The organism is uncultured Fibrella sp., assembly GCF_964250085.1.
In the GTDB taxonomy this organism is placed as follows: domain Bacteria; phylum Bacteroidota; class Bacteroidia; order Cytophagales; family Spirosomataceae; genus Fibrella.
The window spans coordinates 37,393-62,106 of record NZ_CAXUEC010000007.1; the positions used below are offsets into that span (position 1 = coordinate 37,393).

General features: G+C 52.3%; 22 protein-coding genes and 1 tRNA gene. 15 read left to right on the forward strand and 8 right to left on the reverse strand.

Annotation, left to right across the window (positions count from 1 at the left end; translation table 11 throughout):
* Positions 1 to 159: 159 nt before the first annotated feature.
* The 4 genes from ACFE8Q_RS20295 (at position 160) to ACFE8Q_RS20310 (ending at position 3,359) form a co-directional block, all read left to right on the forward strand.
* A complete protein-coding gene (locus ACFE8Q_RS20295) occupies positions 160 to 1,086 on the forward strand; it encodes an HNH endonuclease (protein WP_375447265.1) in 927 nt (308 codons plus the stop codon).
* A gap of 318 nt (positions 1,087 to 1,404) precedes the next feature.
* Positions 1,405 to 1,818 (forward strand): Holliday junction resolvase RuvX, encoded by a 414-nt coding sequence (gene ruvX / locus ACFE8Q_RS20300; RefSeq protein ID WP_375447266.1) that lies wholly within the window; start codon positions 1,405 to 1,407, stop codon positions 1,816 to 1,818.
* Positions 1,819 to 1,927: 109 nt separating this feature from the next.
* A complete protein-coding gene (gene def, locus ACFE8Q_RS20305) occupies positions 1,928 to 2,500 on the forward strand; it encodes a peptide deformylase (protein ID WP_375447267.1) in 573 nt (190 codons plus the stop codon).
* Between the two features lie 91 nt (positions 2,501 to 2,591).
* Positions 2,592 to 3,359 carry an amidohydrolase gene (locus tag ACFE8Q_RS20310; RefSeq protein ID WP_375447268.1) on the forward strand — a complete coding sequence of 256 codons (768 nt, stop codon included), beginning with the start codon at positions 2,592 to 2,594 and terminating at the stop codon, positions 3,357 to 3,359.
* 61 nt (positions 3,360 to 3,420) lie between these two features.
* Here ACFE8Q_RS20310 and fabD read toward each other — a convergent pair whose 3' ends face one another.
* The 6 genes from fabD to hemC form a co-directional block, all read right to left on the reverse strand.
* Complete coding sequence (gene fabD / locus ACFE8Q_RS20315) at positions 3,421 to 4,305, reverse strand: ACP S-malonyltransferase (RefSeq protein ID WP_375447269.1); 885 nt, start codon at positions 4,303 to 4,305, stop codon at positions 3,421 to 3,423.
* Positions 4,306 to 4,401: 96 nt separating this feature from the next.
* The gene (mraY, locus tag ACFE8Q_RS20320) at positions 4,402 to 5,613 is read right to left on the reverse strand and encodes a phospho-N-acetylmuramoyl-pentapeptide-transferase (protein ID WP_375447270.1); all 1,212 of its coding nucleotides are present in this window, start codon (positions 5,611 to 5,613) and stop codon (positions 4,402 to 4,404) included.
* 142 nt (positions 5,614 to 5,755) lie between these two features.
* Positions 5,756 to 7,252: a UDP-N-acetylmuramoyl-L-alanyl-D-glutamate--2,6-diaminopimelate ligase gene (locus tag ACFE8Q_RS20325; protein WP_375447271.1), complete on the reverse strand. Its 1,497-nt coding sequence runs from the start codon at positions 7,250 to 7,252 to the stop codon at positions 5,756 to 5,758.
* A gap of 162 nt (positions 7,253 to 7,414) precedes the next feature.
* The gene (locus ACFE8Q_RS20330; protein ID WP_375447272.1) at positions 7,415 to 8,698 is read right to left on the reverse strand and encodes an ABC transporter permease; all 1,284 of its coding nucleotides are present in this window, start codon (positions 8,696 to 8,698) and stop codon (positions 7,415 to 7,417) included.
* Between the two features lie 59 nt (positions 8,699 to 8,757).
* On the reverse strand, positions 8,758 to 9,219 hold the full coding sequence (locus tag ACFE8Q_RS20335; RefSeq protein ID WP_375447273.1) for a GNAT family N-acetyltransferase: 462 nt from the start codon (positions 9,217 to 9,219) through the stop codon (positions 8,758 to 8,760).
* A gap of 81 nt (positions 9,220 to 9,300) precedes the next feature.
* Complete coding sequence (gene hemC / locus ACFE8Q_RS20340) at positions 9,301 to 10,224, reverse strand: hydroxymethylbilane synthase (protein ID WP_375447274.1); 924 nt, start codon at positions 10,222 to 10,224, stop codon at positions 9,301 to 9,303.
* A 263-nt stretch (positions 10,225 to 10,487) separates the two neighbouring features.
* Between hemC and ACFE8Q_RS20345 the strand changes: the two genes are divergently transcribed.
* On the forward strand, positions 10,488 to 10,880 hold the full coding sequence (locus ACFE8Q_RS20345; protein WP_375447275.1) for an Hsp20/alpha crystallin family protein: 393 nt from the start codon (positions 10,488 to 10,490) through the stop codon (positions 10,878 to 10,880).
* A 264-nt stretch (positions 10,881 to 11,144) separates the two neighbouring features.
* Here ACFE8Q_RS20345 and ACFE8Q_RS20350 read toward each other — a convergent pair whose 3' ends face one another.
* Positions 11,145 to 12,677: a polysaccharide biosynthesis C-terminal domain-containing protein gene (locus tag ACFE8Q_RS20350; protein ID WP_375447276.1), complete on the reverse strand. Its 1,533-nt coding sequence runs from the start codon at positions 12,675 to 12,677 to the stop codon at positions 11,145 to 11,147.
* A gap of 168 nt (positions 12,678 to 12,845) precedes the next feature.
* Between ACFE8Q_RS20350 and ACFE8Q_RS20355 the strand changes: the two genes are divergently transcribed.
* The 8 genes from ACFE8Q_RS20355 to ACFE8Q_RS20390 all read left to right on the forward strand — a co-directional run bounded on the left by ACFE8Q_RS20355 (position 12,846) and on the right by ACFE8Q_RS20390 (position 19,983).
* Positions 12,846 to 13,505, forward strand: a complete 660-nt coding sequence (locus ACFE8Q_RS20355; protein ID WP_375447277.1) for a hypothetical protein — start codon at positions 12,846 to 12,848, stop codon at positions 13,503 to 13,505.
* 134 nt (positions 13,506 to 13,639) lie between these two features.
* The gene (gene purH / locus ACFE8Q_RS20360; protein ID WP_375447278.1) at positions 13,640 to 15,136 is read left to right on the forward strand and encodes a bifunctional phosphoribosylaminoimidazolecarboxamide formyltransferase/IMP cyclohydrolase; all 1,497 of its coding nucleotides are present in this window, start codon (positions 13,640 to 13,642) and stop codon (positions 15,134 to 15,136) included.
* A gap of 189 nt (positions 15,137 to 15,325) precedes the next feature.
* A complete protein-coding gene (locus tag ACFE8Q_RS20365; RefSeq protein ID WP_375447279.1) occupies positions 15,326 to 16,099 on the forward strand; it encodes a lysophospholipid acyltransferase family protein in 774 nt (257 codons plus the stop codon).
* A gap of 60 nt (positions 16,100 to 16,159) precedes the next feature.
* Positions 16,160 to 16,450 (forward strand): Asp-tRNA(Asn)/Glu-tRNA(Gln) amidotransferase subunit GatC, encoded by a 291-nt coding sequence (gene gatC / locus ACFE8Q_RS20370; RefSeq protein WP_375447280.1) that lies wholly within the window; start codon positions 16,160 to 16,162, stop codon positions 16,448 to 16,450.
* 71 nt (positions 16,451 to 16,521) lie between these two features.
* Positions 16,522 to 16,592, forward strand: a tRNA-Gln gene (locus ACFE8Q_RS20375).
* Positions 16,593 to 16,762: 170 nt separating this feature from the next.
* Positions 16,763 to 18,658, forward strand: a complete 1,896-nt coding sequence (locus tag ACFE8Q_RS20380; protein ID WP_375447281.1) for an ABC-F family ATP-binding cassette domain-containing protein — start codon at positions 16,763 to 16,765, stop codon at positions 18,656 to 18,658.
* Between the two features lie 108 nt (positions 18,659 to 18,766).
* On the forward strand, positions 18,767 to 19,399 hold the full coding sequence (locus ACFE8Q_RS20385; RefSeq protein ID WP_375447282.1) for a DedA family protein: 633 nt from the start codon (positions 18,767 to 18,769) through the stop codon (positions 19,397 to 19,399).
* An 80-nt stretch (positions 19,400 to 19,479) separates the two neighbouring features.
* Positions 19,480 to 19,983: a hypothetical protein gene (locus ACFE8Q_RS20390; RefSeq protein ID WP_375447283.1), complete on the forward strand. Its 504-nt coding sequence runs from the start codon at positions 19,480 to 19,482 to the stop codon at positions 19,981 to 19,983.
* An 82-nt stretch (positions 19,984 to 20,065) separates the two neighbouring features.
* On the opposite strand, the gene ACFE8Q_RS20395 is transcribed toward ACFE8Q_RS20390, so the two are convergent.
* Positions 20,066 to 22,210 (reverse strand): prolyl oligopeptidase family protein, encoded by a 2,145-nt coding sequence (locus tag ACFE8Q_RS20395; protein ID WP_375447284.1) that lies wholly within the window; start codon positions 22,208 to 22,210, stop codon positions 20,066 to 20,068.
* Between the two features lie 127 nt (positions 22,211 to 22,337).
* Here ACFE8Q_RS20395 and ACFE8Q_RS20400 point away from each other — a divergent pair, with 127 nt between their 5' ends.
* Both ACFE8Q_RS20400 and purB read left to right on the forward strand, forming a co-directional pair.
* A complete protein-coding gene (locus ACFE8Q_RS20400; protein ID WP_375447285.1) occupies positions 22,338 to 23,264 on the forward strand; it encodes a DUF1207 domain-containing protein in 927 nt (308 codons plus the stop codon).
* 100 nt (positions 23,265 to 23,364) lie between these two features.
* Positions 23,365 to 24,696, forward strand: coding sequence for an adenylosuccinate lyase (gene purB / locus ACFE8Q_RS20405; protein ID WP_375447286.1), 1,332 nt, complete (start codon positions 23,365 to 23,367; stop codon positions 24,694 to 24,696).
* Positions 24,697 to 24,714: the final 18 nt, after the last annotated feature.

Here is a 24,714-nt window from a genome sequence, read left to right on the forward strand (position 1 = left end):
CATTGTGCTTTTGCCAGGCCCTTCGACAGGCTCGGCGGACCAGCCTGTCGAAGGGCCTGGCAAAAGCAATTTTTGACGGTAAGAAGAACTCTACACTTTTAAGAGAAAGCCCTGCTATTCCAGATAAGTCAAGATCTAATAAGTTACTACTTTAGCGGTATGGACTATTACATGGGTGTGACTGACTGGAATTGGTACGACTATCTTCGTGCTCGCTCTCCGGAAGATATAAACTTCTGGCAACCAGGCGGTCAGGGTACTTTTCGGGCACTCAGCCCCGGTGGCGTATTTCTGTTCAAGCTGAAAAGCCCACATAACGCCATTGGTGGCTTGGGTTATTTTTGGGCCCATAGTCAGCTTCCTCTGAACCTAGCCTGGGATACGTTTGGGCCCCGAAATGGATTTGATACGGTAGAAAGCTTTCGAAAGTCTATTCAACAATACCGCAAGACGGCTGAGCGTAACCCTAGTATTGGCTGTATTGCTTTGACCAATCCTATTTTCTTTAAGGAAGAAGACTGGATTTCAGTACCTGTTAATTGGAGTAACAGCATTGTGCAAGGCAAAAAGTACGGCACAACCGATGCAATAGGCTTAGCTCTCTGGCAACAGGTTCAGGCAACGCTTGCTAAATACGCCATGCTACCATCGGCTGAACGAGCCTCATCTGTAGAAGAAGTTGCGGCACAATATGGCAATTCTTTCCTTACGAAAGTTCGTATCGGCCAGGGGGCGTTTCGACTTTCCGTAATCGATGCGTATAGCAAGCGATGTGCAATAACGGGCGAGAAAACGTTGCCTGTTTTAGAAGCTGCTCACATCAAGCCTTTCTCGGAAGCAGGTTCCAATACCGTTTCTAACGGCCTACTACTGCGTTCCGACATGCATAAGCTTTTCGATGACGGATATATAACCGTTACCCCAGAATTGAAAATTGAAGTAAGTCAGCGGATAAGAGAAGAGTTTAATAACGGTAAAGAATACTATCAGTACCACGGTAAACCGCTATCTATACTGCCTGCTTTGGAAGCGAATAAGCCGTCCCGGATTTACCTCGACTATCATAACACGACAATATTTCGCTAACAACTGACTTAGGCACTTGTTAGCGGCTCGGTTATTACCCTTTCAATTGGTCATCCAACAGAATCGAAACCTGATTGACCAGCTCAATTTGGGCGAAGGAGGGCACGGCTATGGCGAGGCAGAACGGGTCAACGAGCCAGTCGGTTCAAATGGATTGGGTCTCGGCTAACGTACCTGATCGCCAAATAGGTGGGCAAACGGGCGGAGTCGGTCCAGACGGTAAAATCAAATTTCGCGCAAGTCGGTTTAAATCCCTTTACTCCGTGTACCATCCGACAAGCGAACCACAACCGGCGTTTTCGTACCTTTGCATTTACTATGGCTCGAATTGTGGCAATTGATTACGGAAACAAACGGACCGGCCTGGCCGTGACCGATCCGATGCAGATCATTGCAACGGCGCTGGAAACGGTGCCTACCCATACGCTGCTCGACCGACTGAAAGCCTACGTGGCGGCCGAACCGGTTGAAGCCTTCGTGGTGGGTTGGCCAACGAATACCGACGGCACCGATACCGACACCACGGCACCGGTTCGTGGCCTGATTAAAAAATTGAAAGCGGTGTTTCCCGATCAGACTGTTTATCAGCACGATGAACGGTTTACGTCGCGGATGGCCATGCAGTCGATGATTGCGGGCGGCACCAGTAAGAAAGACCGGCGGGTGAAAGGCAACATCGATATGGTGAGCGCCACGATCATCCTCCAGTCATTTATGGAAAGCAAAAAATAAGTCTTCTGTCCTCTGTCTTCAGTCTTCTGTTGCGCTGCTCATAAACCTTGTGGCTACCTGGCAACGCAACAGAAGACTGAAGACAGAGGACAGAAGACTACCTTAAAAAATGATTCTCCCAATTGTAGCTTACGGCGATCCGGTATTGCGGAAAAAGGCCAAAGACATTGAAAAAGGTACGCTCGACGTGAAAAAGTTAAGCGAAGATATGTTCGAAACCATGTACGCGGCGTCGGGTGTGGGGCTTGCTGCTCCGCAGATCGGGCAAAGCGTGCGGATGTTCGTGGTGGATGGGCAACCGTTCAATGAAGGCGAATCGGAAGAGGACATCGACCCAACGCTTGTTGGCTTTAAGAAGGTGTTTATCAATGCCGAAATTATCGAGGAAGATGGCGACGAGTGGGCATTTGAGGAAGGCTGCCTGAGCATTCCTGGTATTCGCAACGATGTGTTCCGCCCCGAGTTCATCGTGATCCGCTATTTCGACGTCGACTGGAACGAGCACGAGGAAGAATACGAAGGCACCGCCGCCCGGATTATTCAGCATGAATACGACCATATCGAAGGCAAACTCTTCACCGACTATATGTCGCCGCTGAAACGCCAACTCCTCAAAAAACGCCTCGCCGACATCACGCGCGGCAACGTGGATGTGGAGTATAAAATGCGGTTTCCTAAATAAGAAATAGGTTCAATACAGAGACGCAGAGGACACAGAGTTTTATTTTCTCTAAAAAAAGCTCTGTGTCCTCTGTATTGAACCCTTTTTATCCATGAACATCACCCTCCTTCAAACTGAACTGCACTGGCAGGACCCTGTGGCGAACCGGGCGATGCTGGAGGAGAAGATCTTCACCCTGCCCGAGCCAACGGATCTGATCGTGCTGCCCGAAATGTTTACGACAGGTTTCACGATGGATGCCCGTGCCGTGGCTGAGCCGATGAACCTGACCACGTTCAAATGGCTGAAGCAAATGGCGGCGCAAACCAGCGCGGTGGTGACGGGTAGCTACGTAGTGAAGGAGAACGGCGGGTTCTATAACCGCCTGATCTGGATGGAGCCCGATGGGCAGTTCGCCCACTACGACAAACGTCATCTGTTCAGAATGGCGGGCGAAGACAAGACCTATTCCGCAGGTACGTCGCGGCTGGTGCGCGAATGGCGCGGCTGGCGCATTTGTCCGCTAGTCTGCTACGACCTGCGTTTCCCGGTCTGGAGCCGGAACAAACAGATTGCCCCCGACCAACTCGACTATGATTTGCTACTCTACGTAGCCAACTGGCCCGCGCCACGCCAGAACGCCTGGGATACACTGCTTCAGGCCCGCGCCATCGAAAACCTCAGCTACGTAGCCGGTGTCAACCGAGTGGGCACCGACGGAAATGGTCACCCATACAGCGGCGGTTCGGCCCTGATCGACGTCAAAGGCGACATTCTTTTTCGTCAATACGATGCCGAAGCCATCCATCAGCAAACGCTTTCACTCGACGATCTGCAAGCGTTCCGGGGGAAATTCCCGGCCTATCTGGACGCGGATTAATGTAACACGGACTTCAGTCCGTCTTTTTTTGCCATAAAGACGGACTGAAGTCCGTGTTACATCAGACTCCCGCTACCTCAACGCTCGGTACAATCTTCTTCACCAGACCTTGCAATACTTTGCCGGGTCCGCATTCGGTGAAGAGGGTGGCCCCGTCGGTGGTCATGGCTTCAACCGATTGTGTCCAGCGGACTGGGGCGGTGAGTTGCGCAATCAGGTTGGCTTTGATCGTGGGTACGTCGGTGGAGGGTTGCGCGTTTACGTTCTGGTAAATCGGGCAGCGGGGCGACATAAATGGCGTATTTTCGATGGCCTGAGCCAGATCGGTTCGGGCTGGTTCCATCAGCGGCGAGTGAAACGCGCCACCTACGGGCAGCGGCAACGCACGTTTGGCACCGGCGGCCTTCAGCCGTTCGCAGGCGATGCGAATACCTTCATTACTTCCCGAAATTACCACCTGGCCAGGGCAATTGTAGTTGGCAGGCACTACGATCTCACCCGTTTCACCGTTCACAGCCTCGCAAACTTGCTCGATGATTGCGTCGGGGAGGCCCAGAATAGCGGCCATTGTTGATGGGTTCAGCTCGCAGGCGCGTTGCATGGCGTCGGCGCGTTGGGCTACCAGGCGAAGACCATCTTCAAACGACAGCGCACCGGCGGCTACGAGCGCTGAAAATTCGCCGAGCGAATGCCCCGCCACCATCGCCGGGGCGAAGTTTTCGGCCGTTAACGCCTTGGCAACTGAGTGCAGGAAAATGGCAGGCTGCGTAACGTTGGTCTGTTTCAGTTCCTCATCGGAGCCGGTGAACATGATGTTGGTCAGACTGAAACCCAGGATCTGATCGGCCTGATCCATCAAGGATTTAGCCTGTTCTGACTGTTGATACAGGTCGTGGCCCATTCCCGTAAACTGAGAACCCTGGCCAGGGAAGATGTATGCGTTCATTTTTTTAGTGAAGAGTTAAGACGTAAACGTTAAATGTTGCGCTGCCAATCACGCTTCTTGTTCCAAGAGCAGAGCAATTCTTAACGTCTAATTCGTTTAGCGTAATTTCAACGTCACCAGCGTCATCACGGCGAGCATGATGCCGACGATCCAGAAACGGGTGACGATTTTGGCTTCGTGGTAGCCTTTTTTCTGGAAATGGTGGTGCAGCGGCGACATCAGTAGGATTCGCCTGCCTTCGCCGTACTTTTTCTTCGTGTATTTGAAGTAGCTGACCTGCGTAATGACCGAGACAAGTTCGGCCAGGAAAATGCCGCACATCACCGGAATCAGCAGTTCTTTTCGGATCGTCAGCGCCAATACAGCAATCACGCCGCCGAGCATCAGGCTACCCGTGTCGCCCATGAATACCTGGGCAGGGTACGAATTATACCAGAGGAAGCCCACGCAGGCCCCTACGAAGGCCGCGCAAAAGATTACGATCTCGGCCGAGTTGGGAATGAACATGATGTTCAGGTAATCGGCGAAACGGGCGTTCGACGACAGGTAGGCAAGCACGCCCAGCGTCAGACCGATAATAACCGACGTACCTGCGGCCAGCCCGTCGATACCGTCTGTGATGTTGGCCCCATTCGAAACCGCCGTGATAATGAAAATGCAGACCAGTGTATAGATGATCCAGGTGTAGTCGTCGGTAACGAAGCCAAACAGGAGCCAGCTATAGTCGAAGTTGTTGTTCTTGACAAAAGGAATCGTAGAGACCGTCGAATGAATATCGTGGTAACGGGTCAACTGCCGCACAACGGCGCCTGCCACCGGCTTATCATAAATCCTGATCCGTACGTACTGGTTGAACGAGAGCGTCAGGCCGACGATCAGGCCCAGACCAATCTGCCCCACTACTTTAAACTTGCCTTCCAGCCCTTCTTTGTTCTTTTTGAATACCTTGATGTAATCATCAATAAACCCGATCAGGCAGGTCCATATGGCCGAAACCAGCAGCAGGATGATGTATACATTGGTCAGGTTGGCGAACAGCAGCACCGGAATCACCAGTGAGGCCATGATGATAAAGCCGCCCATCGTTGGTGTGCCGCGCTTCTGCATCTGCCCTTCCAGCCCCAAATCCCGAATCGACTCGCCGATCTGTAGTTTTCGGAGCTGGTCGATGATCCGCCGTCCAAAAATGGCCGCAATCAGCAGTGAGGTGATCACCGCACCCAGCGAACGAAACGAAATGTACTGAAACACCCTGGCGCCCGGAAAGTCGAATGCACGGTCGAGGTATTGGAATAAGAAATAGAGCATAGTGAACGAGTGAAAGCGTGAAAGAGTGAAAGACGGTCTGCCGCAGCGGTGAAAAAATGAGCGCAGCCAGGCTGATAAACGGTACCAGAGAACGCTCATTCTTTCACCGCTGCGGCAGACCGTCTTTCATTCTCTCGCTCTTTTAATTGCCAAAGTTAGCACTTTGAAAGGCGTCGCGTAGTACCTGCCGGTCGTCAAAATCGTGTTTTACGCCCTGAATGTCCTGATAGGTCTCGTGGCCTTTGCCCGCCACCAGAATAATATCGTTGGGATGGGCCAGTTTTACCGCTGTTTGGATGGCTTCGCGCCGGTCTTCAATGGTCTGCGCTTTCTTATAATCTACGGGCGACAGACCCGCCTGCATCTGCTCCAGAATAGCCATCGGGTCTTCAAATCGCGGATTATCGGACGTCAGAATGACCCGGTCGCTGAACTTGCCGGCAATCTGCGCCATGATAGGCCGTTTTGCCGCGTCGCGGTTGCCACCACAACCAACTACGGTAATAATTTTTGGCAGAATGCCCTGCTCGTTGTTCTGACGAAGGTTTGTGATCGTTTCCAGCACGTTTTGCAGCGCATCGGGCGTATGAGCGTAATCGACAATGCCCACGATCCGGTTGTCGGAAATGACCTGCTCGAAACGGCCTTGTGGCGGCAACGTACCTGAAAGCTCGGTCAGTACTTCTTCTTCATCTTCTCCCAGCAGAACCGCCGCGCCATAAACTGCCAGCAGGTTGTAGGCGTTGAACCGGCCAATGAGCTTGAACCACACTTGCCGCTCGTCGACCAGCATTTCCAGCCCGAACAGTCCGTCGGCCAGCACCTTGCCTTTGAACGTACCCACAGTGGATGCTGCCAGCGTTTGCAGCGAATAGCTTTCCTTGCGGGCCACTGTGTTTTGCAGCATCACCAGCCCCCGTTTGTCATCGGCGTTGGTCAAGGCAAAAGCGGAGCGAGGCAGTTGATCGAAGAATCCCTTTTTCGCCTTGATATAATTGTCGAATGTGCCGTGGAAATCGAGGTGGTCGTGGGTGATGTTGGTAAAAATGCCCCCGGCGAAATGCAGCCCTGCAATACGCTCCTGCACCACAGCGTGTGAACTGACCTCCATAAACACGTGCGTACAGCCCTGCGCCAGCATTTGCGTCAGCAGTTCGTTGGTCGTAATGGAGTCGGGCGTGGTGTGTGTAGCAGCAATAACCGTATCACCAATCTGGTTCTGTACCGTCGACAGCAAGCCACAGCGATACCCGAGCGACGTAAATAACCGGAAAAGCAGCGTAGCCACCGACGTTTTGCCGTTTGTGCCCGTCACCCCCACCAACTTCACTTTTTTTGATGGGTGACCGTAGAAGTTCGCCGCCGCCATCCCCATCGCCTGTGGCGCATTAGCCACCTGAATGTAGGTAACGGAATCAGCCCGTTCGGCCGGTAATTCTTCGCACAAAATAGCTGTAGCGCCCAGATCAATCGCCTTCGGAATGAAGGTGTGCCCGTCTGAAACAGTGCCCCGAACAGCCACAAACAGGCTCCCGGAACGTACCTGACGCGAGTCCATTGTCAGGTGCGTTACTTCGGCGTTCATATCGCCTGCCGTAGCTAAAAGGGAAACTTTATAAAGAAGATCAGATAGTTGCATAGGTTGTTTGGGTGGTTACCCTCACCCCCAGCCCCTCCCTTGGTTTCAGGCGAGGGGCTGGGGGTGAGGATAGTTCTGCTAGTGAGCGAAACTGCTGTAGAGTGGCTCCCCTCTCCCAAAGTGGGCGGTCCGCTCCTGTGGTAGGGGCTGGGGGTGAGGGATTTACTCCTCCGTCAGAGTTCGTGAAATGTTCATACGGTACACACCAATAGCAGGCAGGGCGGCGGCAACCAGGCCGATACCCACGGCAACGGCAAGTAGCCACCATTCGTCGGGCAGGATACTGGCGTCGCTGAAACTGTAATGGTAATTGCCTTCCACAAATTGGGACAGTAACCAGAGCCCGAGGCGACTCATAGCCAGGCCCGCCACAAAACCGATCAGGGCCAGTACCAGTCCTTCGAGCAAGAGCATACCAAACAGTTGCGCCCGCGTAGCCCCCATTGATAGCATCAGGGCCATTTCGTAGCGGCGTTCTTTCAGGGAGTTATAGAGTGACACGAATACGCTGATGCCCGCCACAATAATGATGGCCAGAGCCAGACCGCGCAGGGTCTGCACGCCCACACCGAGCAGATCAAACAGGCGATTTACCTCAATGGCGGGTAGTGCGGCCTGAAGTTTAGAGTTGTTGTCGATGCCGCGTTTCAGCATCATGCCCATCGGGTTCCGAAACTTCACCAGCATACTGGTTATTTCTGGACCAGCCTCGGGCCCATGCTCGTCTTCGTGAGCGTCTTCGCCAACGTGATGCTCGGCAAGGTCGTCAGCAGTTGCGCCGCCAGCCGTGGTGGCTTCGTCGTCATGATGGCCTTCGCCATTGGCCGAGTCATGATTATGCACGGCCCAGATGCTCGACACGTTGGTTAAAATCAATTGGTCGCAGACGCTGTTGCTGGGTGCCAACGTACCCACGACCTTGTACTTCTTGTCGCCATGTTCCTCGCCGTTTGCATCCAGACCATGCTGACTGGCGAAACTGTCGCCTACTTTCAAACCGGTTGCCGCCGCAACGCGGGTGCCAATCACCACATCCAGATCGTTCGTGAACAACTGCCCCTGTGCCACGCTAGCCCCAAAATGGTCGAGGTATTTTTTGTTTGTTCCCACAATCCGAAACGATTTGTAGCTATCGCCCATCGCCAGCGGAATCGCCGTTTTAATCATCGGATTGCGTGTCAGGCGTTCGGCTTCGGCCAGCGGAATGTTGCCCACCGGCGAGTCGATCTGGTAAATGCTGGATAAGATCAACTGCAACGGCGACCCTTTCGCGCCAATTACCATGTCGATTCCCCGAATATTACGGCTAAACTGGTCCTGCAATTGCTTGTTGAGCAGCAGCAAGAGCGAAATAATGGCGATACCAAGCGTCATGAGCAGCCCACTCAGAAAACTGCTCAACGGCTTGTCTGTCAGGTTACTCCAGCTTATTTTGGCGAGGTTCATGGGAAGTTTTTGATGCGCCAGCAGGGCTCCTTTAGGGCGGGGCTAAGCCGGGTGCGAAGCTAGTCACTCAGTTTGAGCGAAAAGTGATGACTGGTAATGTTGAATCGTTTGGTCAAATAAAGTCGATGGGCATCATACCGAGATGGATTCTGCCCCGAATCTAATGAAACGGTCTGGTAACCCGATTGCCGCGCCTGATCGATCACAAAATCCACCAGTGCGCCAGCATAGCCTTTTCCTCGGGCTTCGGGCAACGTCGACAGGTCATCGATATAGATTGTCTTGCCAGAAACCAGCATCGTCATCTGCCGATACGTGACTACGCCCGGTGCAGCTAGCGTCTGCCCCGCCACAGCAGGATCATCGCCGAGGTCCACGAAAGCAACGCTAAACCGGTCGTTTGCCAGTTGTTCCAGCAGCAGAGCCAGCGCGGTTTCTTCCGTCAAGTGAGGACGCAACGCCAGCAAAGCGGGTAAGCAGCGGCGCAGGTCGGCTTCTGTCTGGGCAAGTTTAATGGTCATGGGAAGGGAGTTTACCGTCTTCTGTTGCGCTGCTGATAAACTAATTCGTGCATGAGCAGCGCAACAGAAGACAGTAAACAGTTATAATGCTGCTCGTATCATTTGTAGCATCTCGTCGCCGCCACGTGTCAGCAGAGCTTCGGCCAAATCATGGCCCAGTTGCTCCGCCTGAGCGGGCGGACCAATGAAGGTTTCGCGGAGCATATCGGTACCATCAAGGCTAATTAATCCACCGGTCAGGCTGATTTCGTCACCGACCCATGTTGCCAGGGCAAACACCGGAATGCTGCAACCGCCCTCCAGTCGACGGAGAAAGGCACGTTCGGCTTTCAGGCAGGCTTCTGTCGGCTCATGATTGGTCAGGGAACGTACCTGAGTCAGTTTGTCGAGAGAAAGCGTGTCGGCAGCTTCGATGGCTACACTGCCCTGACCAACGGCGGGCGTGAATTCACTGATCGGTAAATGTTCGGCGATCAACTCATCGTACGCCATCCGGTGCACACCAGCATAGGCAAGTAACAGCGCATCGCACTGCCCGTCATCGAGCTTGCGGAGCCGCGTTTGCAGATTTCCCCGCATATCGACCACGTTAATGTGCGGACAATAATGCCGTAGCATCGCCACCCGCCGCGTTGATGACGTACCTATGGTAAATGCCTGGCCCGACGTTAGTGAAAGTGATCCATTGCGGCTCACCAGCACATCATTGGCGCGTTCGCGCTCAGTAAAAGCGATGATGCTCAGGTCGGCGGGTAAACTTGACTGTAAATCTTTGGCCGAGTGAACGGCAATATCAATTGCCCCGGACCGGAGTTGATCTTCCAGTTCCTGGGTAAAGATGCCTTTACTACCAATTTTCGACAGCGACCGATCCAGGATCTGATCACCCTTTGTTTCAATCAGGACAAGCTCTGAGGTAATGTCGCTGGCCTGAAGCAGTTGCTGAATGTATTCGGCTTGCCAGAGGGCCAGTCGGCTACTTCGGGTTCCAATTCGAATATGCATACTGCAAAGGTACAACCTGACGGTCAGTTTCACGGTTGTAGACACCGTTTCCACACTTCCCCTTCACTGCGTAATTTTCGCTACATACCGGGTGTCTCTGCCAAAATTAAAAAGCAGACCGGTTGAGACTTTTTTAGTGCCAAACCGTCTGATAAAAGGGTATTTTGTGTGTTTTTTCCTGTCAGTCTGGCATGAATAACTGCCTTTAAACCATCAGGCACAGCTTTTGTCTATAAAGCATTGAACAGTAAACAACACGTACTATGAGAACGGTAGATCATGTGTTTAAAGGAACGGGCGGACAAATCGATTTGCTGAATACGCTGTATGGCGGATCGAGCCTGACGGAAATGAAAGTGAAGCGGGAAGATGATCGGCTGGTTATTCGCCTCTCGGCCCCCGGCGTTAGTGCCAACTCATTCAACGTGTTGGTAGAAGGAAATAAATTAGTGCTATATACACTGCTGGTTCATGATAGCGAATCGGCTGGTCAACGGTTGGCAGTGCCTATGTTTTTGAAAGTGATCGATATTCCTGATTTCATCGATGCTGAACACATCGAAGCTGAGCATGAGTATGGCCGGGTGATTGTGAATCTGCCTTTCAACGACGAAGAACACGAGTATCGCAACATCGACATTAAGAATTTATTCTAATGCTTCCTGTCCGGAGCTACTAGGGCTCTGTTACATATAGATGCGTGCGGCCCGGTCTTACGAGACCGGGTTTCTTTTTTGTGGGCGGTTGGTTGAGATAGCTTCGCCAGGTACGTTGCCGACGTGTGGCTCTTCGACAAGCTCAGAGTGACACTCCTACTCAAGTTCGTCAGTCACATTCTTGGGTTTCCTGTCACCCTGAGCTTGTCGAAGGGCTATGCGTCAGCAACGTACCTGGCGAAGCAATATCGTAATGCTGTGTCTCTACGCCGATTTCAACCTTCTCCGCACCACCGGCCCGAACGTACCCCACTCGACCACGACAATGCAGCCCAGGAACAGGCCAAACAACGCCAGGTGATAGGGAATAGCTAACCACAAGTTGCTGATGTGGATAAACGAGGCCAGGTAAATAAGCAGTCCACCACCCAGAATGTAACCCGCTGCTGAAAGCAGATCGTAAGGAACGGGGTAATATTTCTCGCCCAATACGTAGCACATTACCGTCATCACGACGCTGGAAATCAGGAACGCCCAGGCGCATCCCATGTAGCCCATCTGCGGAATAAGCAGGTAGTTCAGCCCGAACGTAACGGCCAGGCCAACCGCCGTAATCAGCGTACCGAATTTCGTCTTGTCCGACAGCTTGAACCAGAACGAGATATTGTAGTAAATCCCCAGGAACAAGTTGCCCAGCATTAGTATCGGTACGACCGTGAGACCGACGCGTCGCTCGGGGTTAAGCAACAGCCCTGCCAAATCCATATTCAGGCTGACGGCTACCCAAAGGGCAACGCACACGATGATGAACCACTTGGTCACCCGTGCCAGCAGATCAGGGGCATTCTTGTTTTCGGCCTGACCGAAGAAGAACGGTTCTGCCGCAAATTTGAACGACTGGATCGCCAAACTGATAAACACCGACAGTTTAAAGCTTTGACCGTACACATCCAGTGCCCAGTCAGACGGCTGGCCTGGGTAGAAGCCATCGGGCAGAAACTGGCGCAGGAAAAGCCGATCGGTAAGGTTGTTGAGTACAGCCGCCAGCCCTGTCAGCATAATCGGGAAGGCGTAAATAACCAGCGTCTTCGCCTCGGGCCACTCAAACGTGAACCGGAATCCACGAAATGCCCGGCGGAGTACCACAAAATAAAGGGCGTTTGCCAGCAGATTGGCCAGCAGAATATAGCCGGGGCCGATTTCCGGGCGGTAGAAGAACTGAGCTATTGGGCGCAGACCGGGCAGATAGTCTCCTTCCGTAATGTCTTTGCAGACGACGATGAAAAACACGTTCAGCGCTACGTTCAGGCCAATGTTTATGAGTTTAGCCACCACAAACTGCCGGGCTTTTCCCTCGACCCGTAACCGTGCAAATGGAATAGCCATCAGCGAATCCAGACCCACCAGCAACGCCGTCCATTGAATGAACCGCTCCTGACCGGGGTACCCGAGTGCCTGCGTAATTGGGGTAACGAAAATCAGAATTAAGGCTGTGGCAACTACGCTGATCGTAGCCACGATGGTCAGCGTTCGGTTGAAAACTAATATGCGTTCTGCCTCATTCTCTCCGCCTTTATTCCTGGCAGCAAACCGGAAGAAAGCCGTTTCCAGCCCCAGCGTATAGATGGTGAGCAATACGCCGATCCAGGCATAGAGCGTCACGTTTGAGGCTAGCGTACCGACTTTTTTAAAGGCGTAGGTCTGAATGGGCGTCAGGAAAAAGTTGATCGACCGCGCTGCAATTGTACTTATGCCATACAGGGCGGTGTCGCTGGCTAATTTTTTAAACGTGCTCAATGTATACGTGGGTTACTGCACAACGTACCTGAACCGGGTTTGCGGGTCAGGTACGTTGCGAAGATACTGCCTATACGCCGACTGATGGTACAGAACACGCGTCTCATTGGAGTATCAGCGATCTTGGTTACTTTGTTTGCGGAGAATGTTGCGTTAATCCCAACAACTATGAAAGTTTACTCGCTACTAGTGCTCATTTGCCTGACCACTAACCTATTACTGGCACAGGATCACTTAACGCCCAGTATTGGCTTCTTCGCGACAAACGGCCCTGAACAGGAGTATTATAAACTGTTGCGCGAAAACCTGCTCACCGGTTTGTCAGACCGGCCGATGGCTAGAGTGATTGTCTTCCCTTCGTTTTCGCCTGAATATCTTGTCGCTTTAGAACAAGACCATCTGGAATACTACCTGTTTTTCCGTACTTGTAGCAAGAGCATATGGAGTATACGCAGTATGCCCGAACCATTGACGCTGATCGAAAAGAAGACAGAAATTAGCCCGGAGTTAGGGAAGCGGCTAAACGAGTTTCTGTTTGTAACTATCAGCCATGCTCGGTACCCTCCAATCGAGTATATCTCCTTTCAGGGGCAAAAACCAGTGATGGCTTTCCCTATGGGAGTGGACGGAGTAACATATCGTTTCGTAGCAACGATGCCGGATTCAGACGTTCGCAGCGGTGAAATCTATTCACCAGAGAAGGGTTCACTAATGGCCCGTCTAGTCGGCGTCGTTGATCTGATGGCTTCGGTTGCCAAAGGTGCGGGGAAAGAGTCGGATCTAGCTGCTGCTGTTGAAAAGCTGAACAAGCAACTGACCGGGAAGTAACGTTACTTCCCGACATGGGCCAAAGGAGTCCGATTTACACCCTGCTACCGGCATTCGCATTTTGAATTGTACTTTTGAGGGCACTAATGCTGAGTGGCAACTGCGCTTGGCAGCCTTTACATCGTACATTATCAATGAAAATTTCTGCTGCGTTACTGTCGGTCTATTACAAAGACGGCCTCGAACCCATTGTCCGGTTGTTGCACCAACAGGGCGTTACGCTCTACTCAACGGGCGGTACTCAAACGTTTATCGAGCAACTCGGTATTCCCGTTATTCCCGTTGAGTCGCTGACTGGCTACCCATCCATCTTCGGTGGTCGGGTAAAAACCCTGCACCCGGCTGTATTTGGCGGTATTCTCTACCGTCGCGACAATGAAGGCGATGTGGCGCAGGCGCAGGAGCACAACATTCCCGCCATCGACCTGACGGTGGTTGATCTGTATCCGTTTGAAGAAACCGTAGCATCGGGTGCTTCTGCTGAAGACATTATCGAGAAAATCGACATCGGCGGTATTTCGCTGATCCGGGCCGGAGCCAAGAACTTCCAGGATGCGCTGATCGTCTCGTCGCGCGACCAGTACGCCGACCTGCTGAAAGTGTTGACCGAAACAGATGGCCAGCCCGACCTGGAAACCCGCCGCCGCTACGCGATGGAGGCCTTCGCAACCACGTCGCATTACGACACGGCTATTCACCAGTATTTCGCAGGAACTGCCGTTCAGAAAAAAAGTGAACTTCGTTACGGCGAAAACCCACACCAGAAAGCGACGTTCCACGGTGATCTCGACGCTATTTTCGACAAGCTGCACGGTAAAGAACTGTCATTCAATAACCTGGTCGACGTTGATGCCTGCGTTGGCCTGATCGACGAGTTTACTACCAGCGGCCCAACTTACGCGATCATCAAGCACACAAACGCCTGCGGTATTGCGTCGGCGGCGACGCCAGCAGAGGCCTACGCCAAAGCACTGGCCTGCGACCCTGTTTCGGCGTTTGGTGGTGTGGTGATTACCAACGTACCTGTCGATCTGGACACGGCGCAGGAACTGAACAAACTGTTCATGGAAATCCTGATCGCACCCGACTACGCCCCCGAAGCGTTGGACCTACTGAAATCGAAGAAAAACCGCATTCTGCTGAAACGGAAGCCCGTTGAATTGCCCACCAGGCTTGTTAAAACAATTCTGAACGGCGTACTGGAGCAGGACAAAGACAACGTAACTGAAACCGCCGATCAGTTCACGACGGTTACCGAAAAAGCCCCAACCGACAGCGAGGTACGTGCCCTGGAGTTTGCGCTGAAAGTGTGTAAACACACCAAATCAAACACGATTATTCTGGCCAAAGAAGACGTACTGCTGGCTAGCGGCGTTGGTCAAACCAGCCGTGTCGATGCGTTGAAGCAGGCCATCGAGAAAGCGCATGCGTTCGGTTTCAGCCTCGATGGGGCCGTAATGGCGTCTGATGCGTTCTTCCCTTTCCCCGATTGCGTTGAAATTGCCGGTCAGGCGGGCATCACGGCGGTGGTGCAGCCCGGCGGTTCTATCCGCGACAAAGACAGCATTGAGTACTGCAATCAGCATGGCATTGCGATGGTAACCACCGGCGTTCGGCACTTTAAACACTAATAGAAGTTGTTGCCTTTTGCTGATTTGTCTTGCTGAGCCTGTCGAAGGAACCAGCGTCAGCAAGACAAATCAGCGAGAGGCTGCCCACAGAACAGCCATTCGCTTGCTACAACGTAGAACAGCGATTGGTAATTGAGTAAGCGGATTTTAGTAATATTAGGTCTCGACATCTCCTAACTCCTCCAATTTGTGCTAAAATCCTGGTTCAGCCTGCTCTACACGATTTGGTGCGTGTCGGTGTTTGTGGTCTTCTTCCTGCTCATGCTGCCGTTTATTCTGCTGGGTAGCTGGCTGGCTGGCAGCAAAAACCAGTTTGGGCTTCAACTGGCACATGGGGCCGTTCGGCTATGGGGCATGCTGGCCTTCATCTTCATGGCCATGCCCATCCGCGTCGACTGGCGGTTTCGCCCCGAACCGGGCAAAGCCTACGTCTACTGCGCTAACCACTTTTCGTATTTCGATATTGCCGTAACGGGCGTCATTGTGCCGGGCCTGTATGCTTTCATTGGTAAAATCGGCGTTCGGAAATTGCCGCTTTTCGGATACATGTATGCCAAACTACACGTCATGGTGGATCGATCGAGTGCGCAGAGTCGGGCTTATTCGCTGGGCAAGTGTATGCGTACGCTGGCGCAGGGCCGAAGCATCGTGATTTTTCCTGAAGGGGGTATAAAGGCCGAGCATCCGCCCAAAATGGTGTACCCGTTCAAAGATGGAGCCTTCACGATGGCGATTCAGCAGCAGGTGCCCATTGTGCCACTAACGCTGGTAAACAACTACCGCATTTTGCCCGATGGCAAGCCATTCCGGGTGAACTGGGAACCGGTCCGGGTCGTTTTCCATGAGCCAATATCTACTATCGGACTTACGCAGGCTGATGCTGACAAACTTAGCGAACGTACCTACCAAATTATTGATAGTGAACTCAGTCATTCGTTGTCATTTGCTGCGCGTCATTCCTAGTTATTGACGCCAGGTGACTGCAGAATGACGCGCAACGAATGACTATTAATGCCCTTTCTAATGAAAGTTGATACCGAAACCTTACAAAAAATAGCCCATCTGGCCCGTTTGGAAGTTAACCCTGACGAAGAGGCTGGCTTGCTGAACAGTCTGAATAGTGTACTCGACTGGATGGAGCAGCTCAACGAGGTCGATACGGCTGGTGTGGCTCCGCTCATGCACATGTCGGAAGAAATTAACAACGTTTTACGCATGGATACGGTAGCTAATCAACTGCCTCGCGATCAGGCATTGGCCAATGCTCCCGACCACGACGAGCAGTTTATCAAGGTGCCCAAAGTAATGGAGTGATGATTTTTTTTGCGATTTGACTTGATTTTAGATAGTTCAACTTCGTATATTTGCACTCGCAATTGCGAAATAGCTCGATAGTATAAGGGTAGTACATCAGATTTTGGTTCTGTCTGTCTAGGTTCGAATCCTGGTCGAGCTACTTACAAAAAGCCGATTCTTCACCGAGTCGGCTTTTTTCTGTTTTATGTCTTTACGAAAAAGAGGGAGGTTAAGCACAGAGAACGCAGAGCACCTGATTTGGAGAAAACCAACTCTGTTTTCTCTATGCCCCTGTGTTTAACCCCCTTCTTGCTGCGGTTAAAATAATATATGAATTACTTATCAGCCGAAAATCTTGCCAAAGCCTACGGCGACCGGACGTTGTTCCGAAACATTAATTTTGGCATCAGTCGGGGCGATAAAATTGCGATTGTTGGGGCCAACGGTTCGGGCAAAACGTCATTGCTGGAAATTCTGGCCGGTGCCGCCCCACCCGATGCCGGGCTGGTCAGCGTTCGGAAGGATATCACCGTCGGATACCTCAACCAGCAACCCGATCTGAACGAAGCGCTCACCATCATGGAAGAGGTGCTGGCGGGCGAAAGTGCCCAACTCGATGCTGTACGGGCCTATGAGAAGGCACTCCTGCACGACAACCATGACGCGCTCGAAAAGGCTATGAACCAGATGGAGAAACTGGAAGCCTGGGACTATGAAGCGCAGATTCGCCAGATTCTGGGCGAACTGGGCATTCAGGACGTCGAGCAGCGCGTAGGTACGTTGTCGGGCGGTCAGCGCAAGCGGGTGGCGCTGGCGCGGGTACTTATTCAAAACCCCGACCTGCTGATCCTCGATGAGCCTACCAACCACCTTGATCTGGAAGCCATCGAATACTTGGAAAGCTTCCTGAACACCAATAACGGTACGCTCCTGATGGTATCCCACGACCGGTATTTCCTGGATCGGGTGTGTAATCAGATTGTGGAGATGGATGCGGGTCAACTGTACAGCTACAAAGGCAACTACGCCTATTTTCTGGAAAAGAAAGCCGAGCGAATCGCCATTGATGCCGCTGAGTTCGAGAAAAATAAGAATACCTACCGCCGCGAATTGGAATGGATGCGCCGCCAGCCGAAAGCGCGGGGCACCAAAGCCAAATACCGCGAAGATGCCTTTGACGATCTGGAAGGTAAAGTAAAGAATCGCCGCAACGATGGCGAACTCGACCTGAACCTGCGCGTATCACGCCTGGGCAGTAAGATTCTGGAGGTAGAAAACCTGAGCAAACGCTTCGGCGACAAAATTCTGCTCGATCATTTCACCTACACCTTCAAACGGCAGGATCGCGTAGGGTTGATTGGCAAAAACGGGATGGGCAAAACCACGCTGCTCAATATGCTGATCGGTGAAATGCGCCCCGATTCAGGCAAGATCACGGCCGGAGGAACGGTGAATTTCGGGTATTACACGCAGAGTGAACTGAACATTGCCGACAACCAGCGCGTGATCGACGTGGTGCAGGAAGTGGCCGAGGTGATGAAACTCGCTGATGGAACCACGATTACGGCCAGCCAACTGCTGCACCATTTCCTCTTCGACCGGCAGAAACAGTATGATTTTGTGGCTAAACTGAGTGGTGGCGAAAAGCGGCGGCTGCAACTGCTACTGGTGTTGGTGCAGAACCCCAACTTCCTGATCCTCGACGAACCCACCAACGACCTCGACATCACGACGCTGAACGTGCTCGAAGACTTTCTGCTCAATTTCCCCGGCTGCGTGATCATCGTAACGCACGACCGGTACTTCATGGATCGCCTGGTCGATCACGTATTTGTGCTGGAAGGACAAGGCAAGGTGCGTGATTATCCGGGCAATTATACCGATTACCGCGAGTGGCGCGACGCCCAGCCGAAAAAGAACGCCGCCACGATCGCTACCAAAGAATCGGCCTCAGCAAGCCACAAATTGGCTCCGGTCGACCTGTCGGCGGCAAAACCGGCGGCCTCTGGACAGAAAAAAAAGTTAAGTTTTAAAGAACAGCGTGAATATGAGTCGCTGGAGTCCGAAATTGAGGCCCTCGAACAACGCAAAGCTGCGGTCATTAGCTTGCTCAACGGTGGCGGTCATCACGAACAATTGACGGCCTGGGCAAAGGAGATCGAGGAAATTGAGGCGCAGGTTGCCGCTAAATCCGACCGCTGGCTCGAGCTGGCAGAACATATGTAAAGGGAGTTAAGAGTTACGGAGTAAGAGTTAAGAGTTGGCCTTCGCAGTGGTATACTTGCGTAAGCCAACCCTTACCCCTTACTCCATAACGCTTAACTCCATCCCAAGATGGACGCTATCCTTGACTTTTTTCGCTACCTGCTCAACTCCGAGGAAATCATCCGCACGGGTGGGTTGGTGGTTGTCACGCTAATTGTGTTTGTTGAGAATGGAGTCATCTTCGGCTTTTTTCTGCCGGGCGATTATCTACTGTTTCTGGCGGGTGTCTTTGCCGGTACCAAAGTGTTGCTTGTCTCGCTGAGTTTGCTGCTTGGCTGCATCTTTGCTGCTGCTGTGGCCGGTGCTTTGCTTGGCTATGGCACGGGGTACTTTTTCGGGGTGAAGCTCCAGAATCGGCCCGACTCCCTGTTTTTCAAGCAGGAATACATCACCAATACCCGTAAAACCTTCGAGCGCTACGGAAGTCAGGCGTTGATTGTGGCCCGTTTTCTACCAGTTGTGCGCACGTTTGCGCCATTACTGGCGGGCATTATCCACATGAATATTGCCCGGTTTATGATCTACAACGTGGTTGGCGGTGCCCTGTGGACATGCGTATTGGTGGGAGGAGGTTACTACTTTGGTGTCCAATTTCCGTGGATCATTAACTACGTACACTGGATCATCCTGTTCTTCCTTGGCGTTACTACGTTCACCGTCATTCGGGGTTACTTAAATGCCCGAAAGCATACCGGTAAATAATTGATTTGTTGATTTGTTTTTCGCAATCCCGAAAAGCTGCCTTTATTTGTCCCAAGTTTCACGAAAAAAGAAATTCCACAATGAAAAAATTTTTCGCAATTGTCGCTTTATTCAGCCTGTCGCTAGTGGCGACCAAGAGCTTCGCCCAGATGGACATCGATAAAGGCACTAAATTTGTAAACCTAGGCATTGGCGTTGGCGGTGGAGGATTCTATTACGGGTCAGCTCTTTCTTTTAATGCTGCCGCTGATTTCGGCGTTGCCAAAAATATCACTGTAGGCGGCGCTGCTGGATTCAGGAGCTTTGGTGATGGCTACGGCGGGTTTGATATTGGACCTCGTGCTTCGTATCACTTCAATGACCTGCTAAGTACTCCTGAAAACGTTGACCTTTACGCTGGATTAGGTATAACCTACTTTGGCTACACGGGTGGGGCTAGCTCCTTCTACGACGCATCATTTATATCTGTGCCCATCCACCTTGGCGGCCGGTATATGTTTGCCGAAAAAACGGGTGTATTTGCCGAGTTAGGCTCGTCAATATCTGTTCTCAAACTAGGTATTACGTTCAAGCTGGGTCAATAGATCTACTTTTCATACACAAAAATGCCCCGGCCAAACGGTCGGGGCATTTTTGTGTTAAAACTGATAAAGTTTACTTACCAGCCTACTTGCTGGCTATCTCTTTCAACGTACCCACGCCCATGTTCCAGAGGATGAACGAATAGATATCGGCGGTTTGCTCGATATTCTTCTTCGTGTTGCTGGCTCCGTGGCCTGAGTTCACGTCTACACGAATCAGGATGGGGTTTGGCCCTTTGTACGCCTCCTGCAACGTAGCCGCGTATTTGAATGAGTGCGCAGGTACCACCCGGTCGTCATGGTCGGCGGTGGTGATGAGCGTGGCGGGGTAATTCAGGCCGGGCTTGATGTTGTGAATGGGCGAGTAAGGATACAGAAACTTGAACTCGTCGGCGTTGTCGGCGCTACCATAGTCGGCAATCCAGTTCCAGCCAATGGTGAACTTGTGGAACCGAAGCATGTCCATCACACCCACCTGCGGAATAGCGACGCGGAACAGGTCGGGCCGCTGATTCATAACCGCACCTACCAGCAAACCACCGTTTGAGCCGCCCCGAATGGCCAGTTTGGCCGACGAAGTGTACTTTTCCTTGATGAGGTATTCACCAGCGGCAATGAAATCGTCGAATACGTTCTGCTTTTTGGCTTTCATGCCCTGCTCATGCCATTTTTCCCCGTATTCGCTACCGCCCCGTAAGTTGGCCTGCGCATACACGCCACCCTGCTCGAGGAATGGAATCAGCAACGGTGAGAACGATGGCGTCAGGCTGATGTTGAACCCGCCATACCCGTACAGAATGGTTGGGTTGCTGCCGTCGAGTTTCATCCCCTTACGATAGGTGATGAACATGGGCACCTTTGTTCCGTCTTTGCTGGTATAAAAAGCCTGTTTCGTCTCATAATCGGTCGGTTTGAAATCAACCTCGGGTTGCCGAAAGACCGTGCTCTTCTTGGTCGCGATATCGTACCGGTAAATAGTAGGCGGGAAGGTAAACGACGTGAAGGTGTAGAACACAAACTTGTCGTCGCGCTCGCCGCCGAAGCCACTCGCCGAGCCGATACCCGGCAACTGGATATCGTTCTCCAGCTTGCCGTTCATGTCATACACGTATACGCGCGAGGTCACGTCTTTTGAGTATTGAACAAACAGTTTACCGCCCGCGCTACCGCTGTTTGTGAGCGGCTCCGGCTTTTCAGGAATAACCACCGTCCACATGTTCGTAGTAGTGCTAAAGCGCATCACTTTGTTGTTTGGCGCGTCGGCGTTGGTTTCGATGAGCAGATCGCCGCCGATGTTGTCGATCACACCGTACTGGAAGTTGGTGATCTCCGACACAACCGGCTGGAAAATCGATGATTTTGCCGTGGCATCCAGAAAGTACAGGGCGTTGCCGTCTTTGCCTTTACCCCGGTCGCTAACGGTCAGAAACGCAAATCGCTCATCGTCGGACGTACCCAGCGTATGAAAACGCTGCGGATTTTTGGCATCTTCAAACACCAGCCGATCAGCCGATTGTGGCGTATTTAATTGGTGAAAGAAAACCTGGTGGTTCTCGTTCTTGGCCGCCAGGGCTGATCCCTCCGGCTTGGGATACCGGCTGTAGTAAAACCCATTTCCCTGCCAGGCCGCCCCCGAAATTTTTACCCATTCCAGTTTCTCGGGCAAATACTGCTTCGTGGCCAGGTCCATGATCTGGTATTCCTGCCAGTCGGAACCACCTTTCGACGTACCTACAACGGCGTATTTACCATCTTTCGACAGCGAAAAAGCACCCAGCCGGGTAGTACCGTCGGCCGAGAGTTTGTTTGGGTCGATGACCACTTCGGGCGTGCCGTCGAGCCCTTTCTGCCGATACAGCACTGACTGGTTCTGGAGACCGTCGTTTTTCGAGAAATAGAAATAGTCGCCTTTGCGGGAAGGGGCCGAATATTTCGGGTAGTTATACACCTTCTCGAGCCGGTCCTGCAACTGTTTTCGGTATGGAATCTTCTCCAGAAAAGAGTGGGTTACTTCATTTTCGGCTTTCACCCAGGCGGCTGTCTCGGCCGACCGGTCATCTTCGAGCCAGCGGTACGGGTCAGCCACGCTGGTTCCGTGATAATTGTCGACATGATCGACTTTGCGGGTAACTGGGTACGTTAATGGCGGTGCGACGGATCGACCGGACTGGGCCAGTGCGGCGGTGGTGCCAAACATAAGTGAAAAGCCAAGAAGTGATAGTTTGTTCATGTGTGCGATGACTGTTTAGAGAACATACCCCTAAAGTTCGTTCACACAGCACAAAAATGTGTGTTAATCAAGGTTAAAATGCGGAAGAGGTTTCAATACCTTTGCTGTTTGTTTTTCCCCCACCCGAATGAGACTAGGTTTACTGACCAGTGCGTTTTGCCTCTTTTGCCTCACCGCCCGGTCGCAATCGGCAACCGATACAACCGCTTATCCGCGCAAAGAGTGGTTTCCGAAAGGGCACCTGTTTTCGCCCATCCTACTCGACCCCCTCGAAGCACAGGTCTATGGTAGTGCGCTCCCCGTCTTCAACACAACCGGCGAACGAAAAGTGGGATTGACCGAAACCGATACCCGCGATAAAGACCTGAATCAGGGCACATTTGTTCCTTTTGCCTTTGGTTTTCACAAACCCTTCTACCGCGTCACCACCGCTCCCGGCCAGGCGCACGAGTGGGGACTCGACGTGGGGTCGTTCACCCAGTTTCAGGTCTTTAGCGACACAACGAAATTTGCCAAAAAGCCCGGCCAGGTGGTGTATAAGATCATCAACAACGATTACAAACTCAGCTTCTGGTATAATCTGCGGAAAGGCCGTAACAGCTATCGGGTCCGTCTGTACCACATCTCATCGCACCTCGGCGACGACTATATTGTTCGGTATCAGCTCAATTACTACACGCCAAACGCCGTTAATTACGAACTAATCGACTTCACCGCCAGCCGCGACCTGCCCAATGGGCTACGCGTATACGGCAACGCGGGCGTGTGCCTGCGGGGCCAGACAGAACGGCAACGGTTCAATGTGGAGGTGGGAGCCTACTACCGGCAACCGGGCAACAAACGGCAACGGATTGTGGGCGGTATCGACGCTAAATTCTGGCAACAAACCAACTTCAAACCCGGTATCCACGCGGGTGTTGGCTACGAATTAGGTCGCTCTACCCAAAACCTGACTGTTCTACTCGATCTGTATTATGGTTACCGGCCCTACGGCCAATACGAATACCAAACCGTGTCATGGGCCGGCATTGGCCTTTATTTTAACCCATTTTAAAAATCAGTTTACTGTTTTCAGTTTACTGTTACGCTGTTAATTCAGTAATACGCGCTTTAGCAGCGCAACAGTAAACCGAAAACAGTAAACTTCTTTTGTTATGTCACTTACCGCTATATCGCCCATCGACGGCCGCTACGCCAAACAAGTAGCGGCTTTGGCGCCTTACTTTTCGGAGCTTGGCCTGATTCGCTACCGCGTACGGATCGAAATCGAGTATTTCATTGCGCTTTGTGAATTGCCGCTGCCCCAACTGGCAGACGTTGATAAGGCGACGTACCCAGCGTTGCGGGCACTGTACCAGCAGTTTTCGGAGGAAGACGCACAGCGGGTGAAAACGATCGAAGCCACGACCAACCACGACGTAAAAGCGGTCGAGTATTTCATCAAGGAAAAGCTGAAAGGCCTGTCGGTCGAGCCGTTCCTGGAATTTATTCACTTCGGCCTCACCTCGCAGGATGTAAACAATACGGCCATTCCGTTGCTGCTGCGCGAAGCACTAACCGAGCAGATCGAGCCCGCTTACCGACAGATTTATATGCGCTTGCAGGAGCTAGCCAATCAGTGGGCCGACGTACCGATGCTGGCACGTACCCACGGGCAGCCAGCCTCGCCCACGCGCCTTGGCAAAGAGTTGATGGTCTACTGCGAGCGGCTGGAAAAGCAGTTGGGTATGCTGGCCGACGTACCTGCCGCTGCCAAATTTGGCGGGGCCACGGGCAACTTCAATGCCCACAAGGTAGCTTACCCAGCTATCGACTGGCAGTCGTTCGGCAATGAGTTTGTTGGAAACCTGGGGCTGGAACGCAGTCAGTTTACTACCCAGATCGAGCATTATGATATGCTGGCCGCCCTTTTCGACAATTACAAGCGCCTGAACACCATCCTGATCGACCTCGACCGCGACGTTTGGACGTATGTGTCGATGAATTATTTCAAGCAGAAGATCAAGGAAGGGGAAGTGGGCTCATCAGCCATGCCGCATAAAGTGAACCCGATCGACTTCGAGAATTCGGAAGGGAATCTGGGTATTGCCAACGCCATTTTTGAGCACCTCTCGGCAAAACTCCCAATTTCGCGCCTCCAACGCGACCTGACCGATTCAACCGTATTGCGAAATATCGGTGTACCCTTCGCTCATTCGGTCATCTCCCTGAATGCTACGTTGAGGGGCCTGAACAAGCTGGAATTGAATCAGGCGGCCATCAATGCCGATCTGGAGGCAAACTGGGCTGTGGTTGCCGAAGGCATTCAAACGGTGCTGCGCCGCGAAGGCTACCCGCAGCCCTACGAAGCCCTGAAAGCCCTGACGCGCAAAAACGAAGCCATTACCGCCACCACGATCAGCGAATTCATCGACGGCCTCAACGTGTCTGATGCCATCAAAACGGAACTACGCACCATCACGCCGTTTACGTATACGGGCGTGTAGAGACGCAGGATGTTTCGG

What these genes read in the sequence shown, in the direction of transcription:
- ACFE8Q_RS20380 (WP_375447281.1), top strand. Translation starts at nt 16,763, where the DNA reads ATGAATTACTTATCAGCCGAAAATCTTGCCAAAGCCTACGGCGACCGG.
- ACFE8Q_RS20345 (WP_375447275.1), top strand. Translation starts at nt 10,488, where the DNA reads ATGAGAACGGTAGATCATGTGTTTAAAGGAACGGGCGGACAAATCGAT.
- ACFE8Q_RS20330 (WP_375447272.1), bottom strand. Translation starts at nt 8,698, where the DNA reads ATGAACCTCGCCAAAATAAGCTGGAGTAACCTGACAGACAAGCCGTTG.
- def (WP_375447267.1), top strand. Translation starts at nt 1,928, where the DNA reads ATGATTCTCCCAATTGTAGCTTACGGCGATCCGGTATTGCGGAAAAAG.
- fabD (WP_375447269.1), bottom strand. Translation starts at nt 4,305, where the DNA reads ATGAACGCATACATCTTCCCTGGCCAGGGTTCTCAGTTTACGGGAATG.
- ACFE8Q_RS20325 (WP_375447271.1), bottom strand. Translation starts at nt 7,252, where the DNA reads ATGCAACTATCTGATCTTCTTTATAAAGTTTCCCTTTTAGCTACGGCA.
- ACFE8Q_RS20355 (WP_375447277.1), top strand. Translation starts at nt 12,846, where the DNA reads ATGAAAGTTTACTCGCTACTAGTGCTCATTTGCCTGACCACTAACCTA.
- hemC (WP_375447274.1), bottom strand. Translation starts at nt 10,224, where the DNA reads ATGCATATTCGAATTGGAACCCGAAGTAGCCGACTGGCCCTCTGGCAA.
- gatC (WP_375447280.1), top strand. Translation starts at nt 16,160, where the DNA reads ATGAAAGTTGATACCGAAACCTTACAAAAAATAGCCCATCTGGCCCGT.
- ACFE8Q_RS20390 (WP_375447283.1), top strand. Translation starts at nt 19,480, where the DNA reads ATGAAAAAATTTTTCGCAATTGTCGCTTTATTCAGCCTGTCGCTAGTG.
- mraY (WP_375447270.1), bottom strand. Translation starts at nt 5,613, where the DNA reads ATGCTCTATTTCTTATTCCAATACCTCGACCGTGCATTCGACTTTCCG.
- purB (WP_375447286.1), top strand. Translation starts at nt 23,365, where the DNA reads ATGTCACTTACCGCTATATCGCCCATCGACGGCCGCTACGCCAAACAA.
- ACFE8Q_RS20310 (WP_375447268.1), top strand. Translation starts at nt 2,592, where the DNA reads ATGAACATCACCCTCCTTCAAACTGAACTGCACTGGCAGGACCCTGTG.
- ACFE8Q_RS20400 (WP_375447285.1), top strand. Translation starts at nt 22,338, where the DNA reads ATGAGACTAGGTTTACTGACCAGTGCGTTTTGCCTCTTTTGCCTCACC.
- purH (WP_375447278.1), top strand. Translation starts at nt 13,640, where the DNA reads ATGAAAATTTCTGCTGCGTTACTGTCGGTCTATTACAAAGACGGCCTC.
- ACFE8Q_RS20335 (WP_375447273.1), bottom strand. Translation starts at nt 9,219, where the DNA reads ATGACCATTAAACTTGCCCAGACAGAAGCCGACCTGCGCCGCTGCTTA.
- ACFE8Q_RS20395 (WP_375447284.1), bottom strand. Translation starts at nt 22,210, where the DNA reads ATGAACAAACTATCACTTCTTGGCTTTTCACTTATGTTTGGCACCACC.
- ACFE8Q_RS20295 (WP_375447265.1), top strand. Translation starts at nt 160, where the DNA reads ATGGACTATTACATGGGTGTGACTGACTGGAATTGGTACGACTATCTT.
- ACFE8Q_RS20385 (WP_375447282.1), top strand. Translation starts at nt 18,767, where the DNA reads ATGGACGCTATCCTTGACTTTTTTCGCTACCTGCTCAACTCCGAGGAA.
- ruvX (WP_375447266.1), top strand. Translation starts at nt 1,405, where the DNA reads ATGGCTCGAATTGTGGCAATTGATTACGGAAACAAACGGACCGGCCTG.